Raw genomic sequence first — 15319 nt, 5'->3', positions numbered from 1 at the left:
GCTAGCGGCCTCACCCCGGCGTCTCAGGGAGATTCGTTGAAAGCCGAAACGTACATATCGGTTGATGTCGAGGCGGACGGCCCGATTCCCGGGCCGTACTCGATGGTCAGCTTCGGCATGACCGTGGCCGGCCGGATGACCGGGCGGCGGTTCGAGCGGACCGACCCGGAGTCCCTGACGTTCTACGCGGAGTTACGGCCGATCAGCGACGACTGGGTGGCGGAGGCGCTGGCGGTGAGCGGCCTCGACCGGGCGACGCTGCTGCGTGAGGGACGCGACCCGGCCGAGGCGATGACGGAGGCGGCGGCCTGGGTGCGCGAGGTCTGCGGCGACGATCTGCCGGTGCTCGCGGCCTTCCCACTGTCTTATGACTGGATGTGGATGTACTGGTACTTCCTCCGCTTCACCGGGCAGTCGCCCTTCGGCCACTCCCGGTGCATCGACATCAAGACGCTGTACGCCGCCAAGGCCGTGGTGCCGGTGGCCTGGGCGACCAAGCGCCAGATGCCGCGCGAGGTGCGGGCGCGGCGCCCGCACACCCACAACGCGCTCGACGACGCCATCGAGCAGGCGGAACTGCTGCAGAACCTCATGCTGTGGCCGGGTGCCGCCCGCGGGCGCGACGCGAGCGGCGTGGCGCCCGCGGGCGGCGTCGGCGGGGCGGCCTCGCCGGATCTCAGCGGGGAGGCTTCGCCGGATTGAGGTCGGCGGCGTGGAAGCGGTTCTGCGTCGCCTCCAGACCGGCGGTCATCAGCGACTCCACCATGTCGGCCGCCCGGTCCACGAGGAAGGGCAGGTCCTTGCGCTCGGCGGTGGCGAAGTCGCGCAGCACGAACGTCGCCGCGTCCATGCGGCCCGGCGGGCGGCCGATGCCGAACCTGATCCGCGGGTAGTCGCGTGTGCCGAGCGTCTTCGTGATCGACTTCAGGCCGTTGTGGCCGTTGTCCCCGCCGCCGGTCTTCGCGCGCAGCGCCCCGTACGGGATGTCCAGCTCGTCGTGGACCACGATCACCCGGTCGGGGGTCACCTTGTAGAAGTCGGCCAGCGCCTTCACCGGGCCGCCCGACAGGTTCATGAACGACAGCGGCTTGGCCAGCACGACCGGGAGCGCGGCCAGGCGGCCCTCGACCACCTCGGCCCGCGACCTGTGCGCCTTGAACCGCCTGCCCACCCGGGCCGCCAGCTCGTCGAGCACCATGAAGCCCGCGTTGTGCCGGTTCCCGGCGTACTCCGGCCCGGGGTTGCCCAAGCCCGCCACCAGCCACCGCTGCGCGGACGTGTCGGACATCGCTGTCTCCTCCGCTGTCTTTCCCCACATGGAAGAGTCCTCCACAGGACACCCTGTGGAGGACTCTCTCACGAACAGGTCCTACTCGGCGGCCTCGGCGCTCTCGCCCTCGGCGGCCTCGCCCTCCCCGGGCAGCTCGGCGGTCGGGGCGCCGATCACCTGCAGCACCAGGGCCTCGGGGTCGCCCGCCAGCGTGGTGCCGTCCGGCAGCTTCAGGTCGCTCGCGTGCACCGCGAAGCCGGCGTCCTTGCCGTCCACGTCGACCTCGACGCCGGTCGGGATGTGGGTCGCCTCGGTCTCGACCGAGATCGTGACGAGCTGCTGCTCGACGATGGCGCTGCCGATCGTGTCGCCGGTGACGGTGACCGGGATCTCGACGGTGACCTTCTCGCCGCGCTTGACCAGCAGCAGGTCGACGTGCTCCAGGAAGCCCTTGATCGGGTCGCGCTGGACGCCCTTGGGCAGCGCGATCTCGTCCACGCCCTCGCCCTGCAGGCGGATGAGCACGTTGGGCGTGCGCAGCGCGAGCAGCAGCTCGTGGCCGGGGAGCGTCAGGTGCTTGGGCTCGGTGCCGTGGCCGTAGAGGACGGCGGGGACCTTGTTCCCCCGGCGGATCTTGCGGGCGGCGCCCTTGCCGAACTCGTTGCGAAGCTCGGCGGCGATACGTACTTCGGACACGGCACATCTCCTAGGGATGCTCGTCGGCGGATTGACGCGCTCCCCCTCACCCGCCCTAGCGGAAGGCGTTACGAGCGCAACCCCACCACTCTACCGTCTTGCCGGCAGTCCCTCGGTGGCCGTTACACTGGCCGCGTGATTCGTACGTTGTGTCAGGGCTGGTGGCGCTCCACGTAGGAGCGGCCATCTCACACGCGTACGACCGGGCCGTTCGGATGGACGGCCCTTTTTCGTGCTCCCTGGACGAGGGGTCGCCGTCGGAACGGCGGACCACCTGCCAAGGGAGAACACATGACCACCATCCTCGACACCACTCCGGACGACGACGAGCTCGGCGTACCGGCCGCGCGGCGCCGCAGCGCCGAGCTGGAGAGACAGATCCATGAGCGGCCCGGACGGTTCCGCGCGCTGACCGGGGACCGGCCGACCGGGCGGCTGCACCTGGGGCACTATTTCGGCACCCTGCACAACCGCGTCCGCCTCCAGAACCTGGGCGTGGACATGATGGTGCTCGTCGCGGACTACCAGGTCCTGACCGACCGCGACGTCGCCGACCGGCTCGCGGAGCACGTGGAGGACCTGGTGCTCGACTACCTGGCCGTGGGCATCGACCCGGACCGGGCCACCGTTTTCACGCACAGCGCGGTCCCCGCGCTGAACCAGCTGCTGCTGCCGTTCCTCAGCCTGGTCTCCGTCGCGGAGCTGGGCCGCAACCCCACGGTCAAGGACGAGATCGCCCACTCGAGTCAGTCGGCGGTCAGCGGGCTGATGTTCACCTATCCGGTCCACCAGGCCGCCGACATCCTGTTCTGCAAGGCCGGCCTCGTGCCTGTCGGTCAGGATCAGCTGCCTCATCTGGAGGTGGCACGCACCGTCGCACGCCGCTTCAACAGCCGCTACGGTCCGGTGTTCCCCGAGCCGGAGGCTCTGCTGTCCGCGGCCCCGCTGTTGCTCGGCACCGACGGAGGCAAGATGAGCAAGAGCCGGGGCAACGCCATCGCCCTGGCCGCGACCGCCGACGAGACCGCCCGGATGATCCGCGGCGCCAAGACCGACGCGGACCGCCACATCACGTACGACCCGGTGGCCCGGCCCGAGGTCGCCAGCCTGGTCCTTCTGGCCGCGCTGTGCCTGGACCGCGACCCGCACGAGGTGGCCGAGGAGATCGGCGGCCGGGGAGCGGCCGCGCTGAAGGCCGTCGTCACCGACGCGGTCAACGATCACTTCGCGCCCATCCGGGCACGGCGCGCCGAGCTGGCCCTGGACCGCGCCCACATCCGCCGGGTGCTTCGCGACGGCAACGAGTGGGCCAACGCCATCGCCGACGACACCCTCAAGGAGGTGCGGGAGGCGATGAAGGCCCTCTACTGAAGGACGCGCGCGGGCCCCCGGACGGCCGTCCGACCAGACCGGGGGCCCGCACCGCTCAGCTGTCGCCCTCGAAGAGGCTGGTGACGGAGCCGTCGGTGAAGACCTCGGTGATCGCCCGGGCGATCAGCGGGGCGATCGACAGAACCGTGAGGCTGTCGAACCTCTTCTCCTCCGGGATGGGCAGCGTGTTGGTCACGACCACCTCGGAGATGCGGGAGTTCTTGAGCCGGTCCACGGCCGGGTCGGAGAAGATGGCGTGCGTGGCGGCCACGATGACGTCGGTCGCGCCGTGCTCGTACAGCGCGTCGGCCGCCTTGCAGATCGAGCCGCCCGTGTCGATCATGTCGTCGATCAGCACGCAGGTCCTGCCGCGCACCTTGCCGACCACCTCGTGCACCTTCACCTGGTTGGCCACGTCGAGGTCGCGCCGCTTGTGGATGAACGCCACCGGTGTGCCCAGGCTGTCGGACCAGCGCTCGGCCAGCCGTACGCGGCCGGTGTCGGGAGAGACGATCGTGGTGGTCTCCGGGTCGAGCTTGCCGCGCAGGTAGTTGATCAGGACCGGCAGGGCGAACAGGTGGTCCACCGGACCGTCGAAGAAGCCCTGGATCTGGGAGGTGTGCAGGTCGATGGACATCATCCGGTCGGCGCCCGCCTGCTTGAACAGGTCGGCCATCAGCCTGGCGGTGATGGGCTCGCGGCCGCGGCCCTTCTTGTCCTGCCGGCTGTAGCCGTAGAAGGGCATGATCACGGTGACCCGCTTGGCGGAGGCCCGCTTGAGGGCGTCCACCATGATCAGCTGCTCCATGATCCACTGGTTGATCGGCGCGGTGTGGCTCTGCATGACGAAGGCGTCGCAGCCGCGCACGGACTCCAGGTATCGCACGTAGATCTCGCCGTTGGCGAAGTCACGCAGCGCCGTCGGTGTGATCTCGACGCCGAGGGCGTTCGCGACCTCGTCGGCCAGTTCGGGGTGGGACCGGCCGGAGAAGAACATCAGGTTCCGCTCACCGGTCGTCTTCTTGCCGCTCATGCCGCGCTCCTCGCGTGTCGAGCCTGTTCGCCGTACCGGGCCTGGTTCTGGGGCCGGGCCGGCCGTAACGCCGTTCCCTCGCCTCGCCCGGGGCTCGAAAACCCCTTCGCCCGGTCGATGTGGTCGGTCACGGTGTCCTCCTGGCCTGGCCCTTCGGCGCTACGCGGTCAGACCGCGCCTCGTACTCTTACCTGTCCCCGTACGGCCCGCGGGGAGGCGGGCCGCAGGTGGTCCTGATCGCCGGCCCTGATCACCGGCCCTGATCACCGGCGGGGTCTCCGCCGTTCGCCGCGGCCGCGTCGCGGGCTTCGATCGCCCGCCGGGCCGCCTCCGCCGACTTGGTGCCGGCGCGGCGGCGCGTCACCCAGCCCTCGACGTTGCGCTGTTTGCCGCGGGCGACCGCCATCGCCCCGGGCGGCACGTCGGATGTGATCACGGATCCGGCGGCCGTGTACGCTCCGTCGCCGATCGTGACCGGGGCGACGAGCATGTTGTCGCTGCCCACGCGCACGTGGTCGCCCACGACCGTGTGGTGCTTGGAGACGCCGTCGTAGTTGACGAAGACGCAGGCGGCACCGATGTTCGAGCCGACCCCGATGGTCGCGTCGCCGACGTACGTCAGGTGCGGGACCTTGGAGCCCTCGCCGATCCGCGCGTTCTTGGTCTCGACGAACGCGCCGATCTTGCCCTTGGCACCGAGCACGGTGCCGGGGCGCAGGTAGGCGAAGGGGCCCACGGCGGCGCCGGGACCGATCTCCGCGCCGTCGGCGACGGTGTTGCGCACGATCGCGTCCTCGCCGACGACCGTGTCGGTCAGCGTGCTGCCCGGCCCGACCTCGGCTCCCGCCCCGATCCTGGTGGCGCCCTTGAGCTGGGTGCCGGGGTGGATCACGGCGTCGGGCTCCATCTCGACCCCGGCGTCGACCCATGTGCTGGGCGGGTCGACGACGGTCACCCCGGCGCGCATGTGCGCCTGCAGGATGCGGTCGTTGAGCACGCGCCGGACGAAGGCGAGCTGGACGCGGTCGTTGACGCCCTCGACCTCGGCGTGGTCGGCGGCCACGTGCGCGCCCACCCGGTGGCCGTCCTCGCGGAGGATGGCCAGCACGTCGGTCAGATACTCCTCGCCCTGGGCGTTGGCGGCGCCGATCCGCTTCAGGCCGTCGGCCAGGAGCGCGCCGTCGAAGGCGTACACACCCGAGTTCATCTCGGCGATCGCACGCTGCTCGGGGGTCGCGTCCTTCTCCTCGACGATCTCCAGCACCGCGCCGTCCTCGGCACGCACGATCCGGCCGTAGCCGGTCGGGTCGGGGACGACGGCGGTCAGCACCGTGACGGCGTTGCCGTCGGCGGCGTGCCGCTCGAGCAGGGCCGCCAGGGTCTCGGTGCGCAGCAGCGGCGTGTCGCCGTACGTCACCAGGACGGTGCCGTCGATCGGGCCCTCGGCTTCGAGCGCGGTGCGCACGGCGTGGCCGGTGCCGTTCTGCTTGTCCTGGACGACCGTGCGGGCGTCCACGGAGGTCGTCGCGAGATGAGCGCCGACCTGCTCGCGCGCGTGCCCGATGACCACGATCAGCCGCTCGGGCGACAGGCCGCGTGCGGCGGCGAGCATGTGGTCGACGAGCGTTCGGCCGCAGACCTCGTGCAGGACTTTGGGGGTTTTCGATTTCATCCGGGTGCCCTCGCCGGCGGCGAGGACGATCACGGCTGCCGGGCGCGGCACACTCACGGACTGAGGCTCCCTCGGCGTCGCGGCTTACTACACGGATCGTGACTGTACAAATCGGGTGCGGCTTCCCACGCGTCCAGTACCCAGGAACCGCACGGTCACCCGCTCGACAAGGTGAGCTTACCTGCCGTACCCCAGAAGGGAACCAGCCCCCCTGGGGCTCGGACGGCCGAATGAACAGGCTCCCGGGGGAGGATTCGAACCTCCGTTGACAGAACCAAAATCTGTAGTCTTGCCCCTAGACGACCCGGGAAGGGCGCGAAGTGCCGTTTTGCCGGGTTCCGGCAGCCGCCGGAACCCGCACTCAGGATACAGAGCCGTCCCCCTGGCGCGCGCCCCCAAAATTCAGCGCATCGTCGGCCCGGCCCGCTCCGTACGACCGCTCCGGCAGGCCCGCGCCGGAGCCGGGCGGCCCGGCATCACCCGCCCGCCTGACCCGCCCACGTATGGCCTGAAGTACGGCGAATCCGGATGTTACCGAGACACCATTCCGGGCAGGTCGGCGTGGACGCCGCGGCATCGGCGACGCGGCCGGAAGTGAGTACGAGGCACTACCAGATGGCCGACCGTTGGTGCAAGGCGTGGATTCGCCACCAGATGTGGCCCGGAGCGTCACCTTCCACACATTCGCTCTTAGGGATTCCTAACTTACGATGGCGTAGGTTACGGTTCCGTAGCCAGACAATCTTCCCCATCTCGTGAGGTAGCCCATGACCGTCCTGACCGAACGTCCCTCACCACAGCCGAAGCCGGAGTTCGAGCCGGAAGGCAAGAGCAAAGCCGATCTGGTCGTCTTCGCACTCGTCGTCGGTCTCCCGATCCTCGCGGTGATCGCCGCGGTGCCGTTCGCCTGGGGATGGGGCCTGGGCTGGACGGACATCGCGATCGCCGCCGTGTTCTACGTCGTCTCCGGCTTGGGGGTCACGGTCGGGTTCCACCGCTATTTCACACACGGCTCGTTCAAGGCCAACCGGCCTCTGAAGATCGCCCTCGGGATCGCCGGCAGCCTCTCGCTGGAGATGTCGGTGCTGGACTGGGTCGCCGCCCACCGCAAGCACCACAAGTTCTCCGACAAGGAGGGCGACCCGCACTCGCCATGGCGGTTCGGGCCCGGCTTCAAGTCGATGTGCAAGGGCCTGCTGTACGCGCACGTGGGCTGGCTCTTCGAGGTCGAGCGCGTCAACCGCGCCAAGTACGCCCCGGACCTGCTCAAGGACCCGGACATCATGAAGCTGCACCGGTGGTTCCCCCCGTTGGCGATCACCTCCCTGCTGCTCCCGCCGGTCCTCGGCGGTCTGATCACCTGGTCGTGGCAGGGCGCGCTGACCGCGTTCTTCTGGGGCACGCTGATGCGGATCGGGCTGCTGCACCACGTCACCTGGTCGATCAACTCCATCTGCCACGTGTTCGGCGAGGAGGTGTTCGAGTCGCGCGACAAGTCCCGCAACGTCTGGTGGCTGGCCATCCCGTCGTTCGGCGAGTCGTGGCACAACCTGCACCACTCCGACCCCACCTGCGCCCGGCACGGCGCACTCAAGGGCCAGATCGACCTCAGCGCGGGCATGATCCGCTGGTTCGAGAAGGCCGGATGGGCCCACGACGTGCGCTGGCCGACCCCGGAGCGGCTGGCGGCGAAGCGAATTGCCTGACGACTCAGTCAGCGCTGACGGCAGGGTCGCTCTCCGGAACGCGGCGGCCCTGTCCCTCACACCGACACCCCCCGCGTCGGCACCCTCTTCTTCAGCGGTGCCCGCCACATCCGCCCTCCCGGCGCCCGCCGGCACCGGCACTCGTACGGCCCCCGCCTCCGCGGTGGCCGTACCGGCGCGTCGGGCGACTTCTCCCCGGAAGACGGCAACCGGCCCGAGCCGGGTCCGGGTTGCCGCACCCGCCATGATGGAACCCGTGAGCGAGTCCTCTCGATCCCGAAGACGCATGACCGGCGCGGAACGGCGCGAGCAGCTGATCCAGGTCGGCCGTGCCCTGTTCGCGGACAAGGGCTTCGACGGCACCTCGGTCGAGGAGATCGCGGCCAGCGCCAAGGTGTCCAAGCCCGTGGTGTACGAGCACTTCGGCGGCAAGGAGGGCATCTACGCCGTCGTCATCGACCGGGAGATGCAGCGCCTGCTCAGCCTGGTCACCCAGGCCCTGTCGGCCTCGCACGCCCGCGTCAAGCTGGAGCGGGCCGCGCTCGCCCTCCTTCAGTACATCGAGGAGAGCAGCGAGGGCTTCCGCATCCTGGTCCGCGACTCCCACGCCGCCTCGGGTACGGGCACCTTCGCCAGCCTGATCAGCGACATCGCCAGCCAGGTGGAGGACGTCCTGGCGGACGAGTTCGTGGAGCGCGGCTACGACCCCAAGCTCGCGCCGATGTACGCCCAGATGCTCGTGGGGATGACCGCTCTCACCGGGCAGTGGTGGCTCGAGGTGCGCAAGCCGCGCCGCGAGGAGGTCGCCGCCCACCTGGTGAACCTGTCCTGGAACGGCCTGACCGGCCTCGATCCCAATCCCGCGCTCACCGCCGCGACACGCGGCCTGGTCCTGTCCCCCGCCGCGGAGACCCGTACGGCGAGACCCGCCGAGCGCGATTCGAAGGAGCAGGAGAAGCTCCGCCGCGAGCAGGAGAAGGCACGCGAGCGAGAGCAGCGCGAACGCGCCAAGCAGCTCGAACGCCAGCAGCGCGAGCTGGAGAAGACCAAGGAACGCGATCAGCGCGAACGCGCCAAGGAGCTCGAACGGCAGACGAAGGAGCAGGAGAAGCTCCGCCGCGAGCAGGAGAAGGCGCAGGAGCGAGAGCAGCGAGAACGCGCCAAGGAGCTCGAACGCCGCCAGCGCGAGCGGGCCAAGGAACTGGAACGCCTGCAGCGCGAGCGGGCGAAGGGATTCGACCGGCAGCAGCACGGGGAGATCTGACCGTCCCGCCTGCGACTCGGGGGAGCTCGCCGGGACACCGCGGAAAGCCGCTCACGGCGGCGGTGAACAACGCGCGGGAAGCGGCTCGCGGGAGGCGGCCGGCGACGCGCGGGAAGCGGCTTGCGGGAGGCGGCCGGCGACGCGTGGGAGGCGGTTCGTGGCGGCGGTCGCCGATGCGCGGGAGGCGCGGCGATCAGGGAGAACGCGGCCCGCCGAAACCGGCCTGACGCTTTCGTTGCGGTGAAGTTAACGTTCCGTTCAACGACTTAGGGCATATTTCGTTATATGTCCGCCCAAAGCTCCCCCGCACATGAGCCGGAAGAGGCCGACCTCCCCGCGCGCGCCCCGCTGCCCAACGAGCGATTCCTCAACCGGGAGGAGAGCTGGCTCCAGTTCAACGAGCGCGTCCTGGAGCTGGCGGAGGACTCCTCGGTGCCGCTGCTCGAACGCGTGAGGTTCCTCGCCATCTTCGCGAGCAACCTGGACGAGTTCTTCCGCGTACGGGTGGCCGGGCTCAAACGGCGGATGGCGACCGGCCTGCTGCTGCGGACGACGGGCGGGCTGAAGCCGAGCGAGGCGCTGTCGCGGATCGCGACGGTCGCCGACGAGCTCGCGCGCAGGCACGCCGCGGTCTTCCACGACCGCATCTGCCCGGAGCTCGCGGAGGAGGGCATCGCGATCGTCCGCTGGGACGACCTCGCCAGGGACGAGCGGACGGCGCTGCGCAAGCTCTTCCGTGAGCGGATCCGGCCGGTCCTGACACCGCTGGCCGTCGATCCCGCCCACCCGTTCCCGTACATCTCGGGTCTTTCGCTGAATCTGGCCGTGACCGTGCGGAACCCGGAGGACGGCCACACGGTGTTCGCGCGGGTGAAGGTCCCCTCGCAGCTCCCGCGGTTCGTGACGGCCTCGCCGAACCGGTTCGTCCCGCTGGAGGACGTGATCGCGGCCCATCTGGGCGAGCTGTTCAAGGGCATGCAGGTCGTGCAGCACCACGTCTTCCGGGTGACCAGGAACGAGGACCTCGAGGTCGACGAGGACGTCACGGAGAACCTCATGAAGGCGCTGGAACGCGAGCTGCTGCGCCGCCGGTTCGGGCCGCCGGTGCGGCTGGAGGTCGAGGACACCATCACCCCCCAGGTGCTGGAACTGCTCGTGGACGAGCTTGGCGTGTCCGACAACGAGATCTACCGCCTGCCCGGGCCGCTCGACTTGACCGGGCTGCACGCCATCGCCGATCTCGACCGCCCGGAGCTGCACTATCGGCCGTTCGTCCCGGCGGAGGCGATCAGCGCCGAGGACGACCTGTTCGCCGTCCTGCGCGAGCGCGACATCCTCATCCACCACCCGTACGACTCGTTCGCGACGAGCGTGCAGCGGTTCGTGGAGGAGGCGGCGGCCGACCCGGACGTACTGGCGATCAAGCAGACGCTCTACCGCACCAGCGGCGACTCGCCGATCGTGGACGCGCTGATCGACGCGGCCGAGGCGGGCAAGCAGGTCGTGGTCGTGGTGGAGATCAAGGCGAGGTTCGACGAGCACGCGAACATCTCCTGGGCGCGCAAGCTGGAGACGGCGGGGTGCCATGTGGTCTACGGCGTGCTCGGTCTCAAGACGCACTGCAAGCTGTCGATGGTGGTCCGCCAGGAGGCGGGCGGCGAGTTGCGGCGCTACTGCCACATCGGCACCGGCAACTACAACCCGAAGACGGCCCGGCAGTACGAGGACTTCGGCCTGCTCACCGCCGACCCGCAGGTGGGCGAGGACGTCACCGACCTGTTCATCCACCTGACCGGCTACTCCCACCAGTCCGAGTATCGCCGGCTGCTGGTCGCGCCCGACTCGCTGCGCCGGGGCCTGCTCGCCCGGATCGAGCAGGAGATCGCCCACCGGGGGGCGGGCCGCGCGGCCCGGATCCGGATCAAGACCAACTCGATGGTGGACGAGCCGATCATCGACGCGCTGTATCGCGCCTCGCAGGCGGGAGTGCCGGTGGACCTGTGGGTGCGCGGCATCTGCACGCTCCGCCCGGGCGTGCCCGGCCTGTCGGAGAACATCCGCGTACGCAGCGTGCTCGGCCGTTTCCTCGAACACTCCCGGGTGTACGAGTTCGGCGGAGGGCGGCGGCCGGAGATCTGGATCGGCAGCGCCGACCTGATGCGCCGCAACCTGGACCGGCGGGTCGAGGCGCTGGTCAAGGTCACCAGCCCGCAGCAGCGCAGGTATCTGTCCGATCTGCTCGATTTGGCATTCCTGGACACCACCACCGCCTGGACGCTGCACTCCGACGGCAAGTGGCTGCGTCACCGGGGCGAGGTCGATCTGCAGCACCACCTGATCGCCGGGAGGCGCTGGCGAACCGTGGACGACGTGACGGAGTGACGGCCGAGGGCATGGTCAGGGGTATGGCCACGGGCATGATCAGGGCGGCCGGGGCGGTCGTCTGGCGGGGGAACGAGGACGACCCGGAGGTCGCCCTCGTGCACCGCCCGGCGTACGACGACTGGAGCCTGCCCAAGGGGAAGCTCAAGCACGGCGAGCACGTGATCGCGGGGGCCCTGCGCGAGGTGCGGGAGGAGATCGGCCTGCGGGTCGTGCTCGGCCGCGCGCTCCCGCCCGTGCACTACCTGCACGACGGCCGGCTCAAGCGGGTGGACTACTGGCTCGCCCGCGCTCTCGACGACCAGGTCGCGGCCGATGGCGACGAGGTCGACGAGGTGGCGTGGCTGCCGATCGAGGAGGCACGGCGGCGCCTCACCTACGCCTGGGACCGCAGCCTGCTGCGCGCCGTCGGCGCCGCTCCCCTCGTCACCACGCCGCTGATCCTGCTGCGGCACGCGCTGGCGGGCTCCCGGCAGGAGTGGAAGGGCGACGACGACCGGCGCCCGCTGGACGAGCGCGGCCGCGCCCAGGCCGAGGTCCTGGCCACGGTGCTGGGGGCCTATCGCCCGGCCGTCCTGGTCAGCTCGCACAGCAGGCGCTGCATGCAGACGCTCAAGCCGTACGCCGAGCGGCACGGGCTGGAGATGCGCGAACAGACGGCGCTGTCGGAGAGCGGCTACGACCCGCGCGAAGCGGAACGAACCGTGCGCGGTCTGCTGGCCGCGCCCGTGCCCGCGGTGCTGTGCAGCCACGGCAAGGTCCTGCCCGAGCTGCTGGGCATGGCCGGCGAGGCGCTGCGCGGGGTGCGGACCGCCGACCACACCCTCGCCAAGGGCGGCTTCGCCGTGCTCCACCGCGCCGCCGGCAGAGACCGCGCCGCCGATCCGGGCCACGGCACCGCCGGCGCGGGCGACCACGTCGTGAGCCTGGAGCGGTACGCGACCTGAGACCGGCAGCGCGGTACGCGACCTGAGACGAGCAGCGCGGTACGCGACCTGAGACCGGCAGCGCGGTCAGGCGGGGTGTCAGGCGAGGCGGGACCAGACTGCGGGGAACTCCTCCTGCGCCCGGGCCGCCTCGGCGCTCTCGATGCCCGCCAGCACACCGTAGGTGAAGGTGTCCTCCCCGGCCTGCCGCGCCCTTCCGGCCTCCTCAAGCAGCACGCCCTGGGTGACGACGCCGTCCTGGTGCCGTCCGAGCACCTCCTGCACCTGCTTGGCGCGCTCGGCCGCGCCGGACATGCCGGCGGCCTCGGCCGTGTATCGGGCGCGCTTGGCGGCCTTGCGCACGTCGTGCATTGCCGTCTCCCGTTCCTCGCCCTCCTCCATGCGCCGCGCCGCTTCGTAGGCGTCGGTCACCCGCCGCCAGTTCCTGTCCACGATCTTCGGCAGGGCCTTGTCCGCGTTCTTGGCCGCCGTGGCCGTCAGCGGCGGATCGGCGGCCAGCGCGTCGAGGGCGTCGAGCAGCGCGAAGTAACGGTCCTCGCTGAGCGCGCGCCGGATGCGCTCGTACGCGTCGTGCTCCCTGGCCAGCAGGTCGTCGCCCAGCCTGCGGCGCGCGTCGGCGGTGACGAAGCGGGGATCGAGACCGTCGAGACGGGTGGCGAAGCGGGCCCGGATGACCTCCAGGTCACGGGCCTCGCCCAGCACCTCGCCGAGCCACTTGAGCTCCTCCTGGAGGTCATCGGTGCCGGCGACGATCCGCTTGAACGCCTTGAGCGCGCTGCGCAGGCGGCGGCAGGCGACCCTGGCCTTGTGGACGGCGTCTTCCTCGCCCAGCCGTACGTGCGGGTCATGCGCGATCAGCGCGTCGGCGTGAGCGCGGAGGTAGGCGACGACGACCTCTCCTGCCGAACCGGGCTCGGGCCGGGTCCTCGGCGGCGGCGCGGGTATGCGGTCTCCCAGGACGCGCGCGAGTTTGCTCGCGCTGTCCGCGGAAGCGGCGCCCGCCTTGCGCAGCCGCTTGGCCACCTTCTTGAGGAGGTCGCGCTCGCCCTCCTTGAGCTCGGCCTCGACCTCGCGCCAGCGCCGCACCACCGGCTCGTCACCGAGCACCGTGCCCTTCACGCGGTCGTCGGCGATCTCCACGAGCACCGTGCCGGCCGGACCGAGCAGCCGGATGATCCCCCGGAGGGTCTCCAGCTGGGCCACCGGCGCGAGCGGGGCGCCCCGCGTGTACGCGAGGACGAGGCTCGCCAGCTCGGCGGGCACCACCTTTGCGCTGCGGGTGAGCGGCCGGGTGATCTCCTGACGGGCGCCCTTGGCCTTGGGCAGCTTGAGGTGCCAGCCCTCGTCGTCTCCGCCGCGCCGCCGGCGCAGGGTGACGCCCCGGGCCGCCAGCCGCAGGTCGGGGGTGTCGAAGTAGACCGCGGTCAGCCGGTGGGAGAGCGGCTCGGACACCCCCTCACATCCCGGCACGCCGCCGAGGTCAGGCAGGGCGAAGCCTTCCGGAACGTCGAACTTGTCCTCGATCTCCAGTGCCACCGTTCCCCCTGGATGTCCCGGTTGGCGGTCATACTGCCACGCGAAGGTGAACAAACCTCACAGATGCGCGACCACGAAGATCCGCCGGAACGGGAACGGCGTGCCGTACGGCCTGGGCGGGTAGGCGGCCCGCAGGGCCCGGGCGCAGTCGGCGAGGAAGTCGGCGTGGCGCTCGGGCGGCAGCCGGTCGAGCATGGGCCGCAGGGCCGTGCCCTTGATCCAGCCGAGCACCGGGTCCTCGCCGGGCAGGACATGCACATAGGTCGTCTCCCACGCGTCCACGGTGAAGCCCAGACCGGCGAGCAGGTCCACGTAGTCGGCGGGATCCCCGACCGGCACGCCCCGCGGCACGTCGCCCAGCTCCTCCCGCCAGGCCGTACGGCACAGCTCGCGCACGACGGCGTGACTCGGCGCGTTGAAGTTGCCGGGCACCTGGAAGGCGAGCCAGCCGCCCTCGGTCAGGTGGCTCCTCCACCGGCGCAGCAGGTCGGGGTGCTCCGGAATCCACTGCAGGAGCGCGTTCGAGACGATCACGTCGACCGGGCGCGGCGGGCGCCAGTCGCGGACGTCGGCCACTTCGAACGTCGGCCCGGGCGGCGTCTTGGCGATCATCGCGGGCGAGGAGTCGACGCCGTGCACCCGGGCACCGGGCCAGCGATCACACAGGGTCGCCGTGAGTTCTCCTGTGCCGCAGCCGAGATCGACGACATACTCGGGCGACCTGGCGCCCACCCGGGCCACGAGCTCGTGGAAGGGACGGCCACGCTCGGCCGCGTACCGCTCGTAGACCTCCGGATCCCAGATGTCCGCGCCCATGCGGCCTCCTCCATTATCTTGACGTCGAGATAAATCGATATCGCGCGAGATATCTCGATGTCAAGAGAAGCTAGACTCGGCCCATGACCTTCTCTAGGCCCGTCGAGGACGAGGTGGACCGGCTGGTCGCGGCCTGGAAGCAGGAGCGCCCGGACCTGGACGTGACGCCTCTCGAGGTGCTGAGCCGAGTCTCCCGGTTGAGCCGGCACCTGGAGCGCGAGCGCCGCGCGGCCTTCGCGTCGCACGACATGGAGTCGTGGGAGTTCGACGTGCTGACGGCCCTGCGCCGCGCGGGCGAGCCGTACGAGCTGAGCCCGGGGGCGCTGCTGCGCGCCACTCTGGTGACCTCGGGCACGATGACGAACCGCATCGACAGGCTGGCCGCCGCCGGGCTGGTCACCCGACGCCCCGACCCGGAGGACCGGCGCGGTGTGCTGGTGCGACTGACCCCCGCCGGGATGCACCGCGTGGACGCCGCCTTCGCCGACCTGCTGCGACGCGAACGCGAACTGCTCGCAGGTCTCGAACAGCACGAGCAGCAGGCCCTCGCCGCCCTGCTGCGCACACTTCTGGTTCCCTTCGACACCTCCGACGCGGCCACCCACTGATCCGGCAGACTTCCTGCG

General features: G+C 70.7%; 13 protein-coding genes and 1 tRNA gene. 7 read left to right on the top strand and 7 right to left on the bottom strand.

Translation table 11 applies throughout. The features are described from left to right. Window positions 1-36 precede the first annotated feature (36 nt). A complete protein-coding gene (locus tag HHX35_RS17305; RefSeq protein WP_220505541.1) occupies window positions 37-702 on the top strand; it encodes an exonuclease in 666 nt (221 codons plus the stop codon). Here HHX35_RS17305 and pth read toward each other — a convergent pair. After that, window positions 677-1288 carry an aminoacyl-tRNA hydrolase gene (pth, locus tag HHX35_RS17300; RefSeq protein ID WP_182899833.1) on the bottom strand — a complete coding sequence of 204 codons (612 nt, stop codon included), beginning with the start codon at window positions 1286-1288 and terminating at the stop codon, window positions 677-679. The two genes, HHX35_RS17305 and pth, sit on opposite strands and share 26 nt — an antisense overlap. A gap of 81 nt (window positions 1289-1369) precedes the next feature. Then, complete coding sequence (locus HHX35_RS17295) at window positions 1370-1966, bottom strand: 50S ribosomal protein L25/general stress protein Ctc (protein WP_182899832.1); 597 nt, start codon at window positions 1964-1966, stop codon at window positions 1370-1372. Between the two features lie 291 nt (window positions 1967-2257). Between HHX35_RS17295 and trpS the strand changes: the two genes are divergently transcribed. Then, window positions 2258-3337: a tryptophan--tRNA ligase gene (gene trpS / locus HHX35_RS17290; protein ID WP_182899831.1), complete on the top strand. Its 1080-nt coding sequence runs from the start codon at window positions 2258-2260 to the stop codon at window positions 3335-3337. 55 nt (window positions 3338-3392) lie between these two features. On the opposite strand, the gene HHX35_RS17285 is transcribed toward trpS, so the two are convergent. The 3 genes from HHX35_RS17285 to HHX35_RS17275 form a co-directional block, all read right to left on the bottom strand. After that, on the bottom strand, window positions 3393-4370 hold the full coding sequence (locus HHX35_RS17285) for a ribose-phosphate diphosphokinase (protein WP_142565047.1): 978 nt from the start codon (window positions 4368-4370) through the stop codon (window positions 3393-3395). Window positions 4371-4620: 250 nt separating this feature from the next. Further along, complete coding sequence (gene glmU / locus HHX35_RS17280; RefSeq protein ID WP_182899830.1) at window positions 4621-6099, bottom strand: bifunctional UDP-N-acetylglucosamine diphosphorylase/glucosamine-1-phosphate N-acetyltransferase GlmU; 1479 nt, start codon at window positions 6097-6099, stop codon at window positions 4621-4623. 182 nt (window positions 6100-6281) lie between these two features. Continuing rightward, a tRNA-Gln gene (locus tag HHX35_RS17275) sits at window positions 6282-6352 on the bottom strand. Between the two features lie 457 nt (window positions 6353-6809). On the opposite strand from HHX35_RS17275, the gene HHX35_RS17270 reads away from it, so the two are divergent. From HHX35_RS17270 to HHX35_RS17255, 4 genes are all read left to right on the top strand, one after another. Then, the gene (locus HHX35_RS17270) at window positions 6810-7748 is read left to right on the top strand and encodes an acyl-CoA desaturase (RefSeq protein ID WP_182899829.1); all 939 of its coding nucleotides are present in this window, start codon (window positions 6810-6812) and stop codon (window positions 7746-7748) included. A gap of 256 nt (window positions 7749-8004) precedes the next feature. Then, window positions 8005-9012 carry a TetR family transcriptional regulator gene (locus tag HHX35_RS17265; RefSeq protein WP_310739142.1) on the top strand — a complete coding sequence of 336 codons (1008 nt, stop codon included), beginning with the start codon at window positions 8005-8007 and terminating at the stop codon, window positions 9010-9012. Between the two features lie 285 nt (window positions 9013-9297). Further along, window positions 9298-11394 carry an RNA degradosome polyphosphate kinase gene (locus tag HHX35_RS17260; RefSeq protein WP_139577265.1) on the top strand — a complete coding sequence of 699 codons (2097 nt, stop codon included), beginning with the start codon at window positions 9298-9300 and terminating at the stop codon, window positions 11392-11394. 23 nt (window positions 11395-11417) lie between these two features. Then, entirely contained in the window at window positions 11418-12341 is a 924-nt protein-coding gene (locus tag HHX35_RS17255; protein ID WP_259405147.1) for an NUDIX hydrolase, read from the top strand. Between the two features lie 78 nt (window positions 12342-12419). Here the strand turns inward: HHX35_RS17255 and HHX35_RS17250 are convergent, their stop codons facing one another. Together HHX35_RS17250 and HHX35_RS17245 are read right to left on the bottom strand one after the other, a co-directional pair. After that, entirely contained in the window at window positions 12420-13877 is a 1458-nt protein-coding gene (locus HHX35_RS17250; protein WP_182899828.1) for a CYTH and CHAD domain-containing protein, read from the bottom strand. Window positions 13878-13934: 57 nt separating this feature from the next. Further along, the gene (locus HHX35_RS17245) at window positions 13935-14693 is read right to left on the bottom strand and encodes a trans-aconitate 2-methyltransferase (protein ID WP_182899827.1); all 759 of its coding nucleotides are present in this window, start codon (window positions 14691-14693) and stop codon (window positions 13935-13937) included. A gap of 83 nt (window positions 14694-14776) precedes the next feature. Between HHX35_RS17245 and HHX35_RS17240 the strand changes: the two genes are divergently transcribed. Further along, a complete protein-coding gene (locus HHX35_RS17240) occupies window positions 14777-15301 on the top strand; it encodes a MarR family winged helix-turn-helix transcriptional regulator (protein ID WP_139577263.1) in 525 nt (174 codons plus the stop codon). Window positions 15302-15319 lie beyond the last annotated feature (18 nt).

The sequence above is a fragment of the Microbispora sp. H10830 genome, from assembly GCF_014161375.1.
Taxonomy (GTDB): domain Bacteria; phylum Actinomycetota; class Actinomycetes; order Streptosporangiales; family Streptosporangiaceae; genus Microbispora; species Microbispora catharanthi.
Note: the sequence above shows the minus strand (reverse complement) of the source record. Positions and strands in the feature narration are given on the sequence as shown.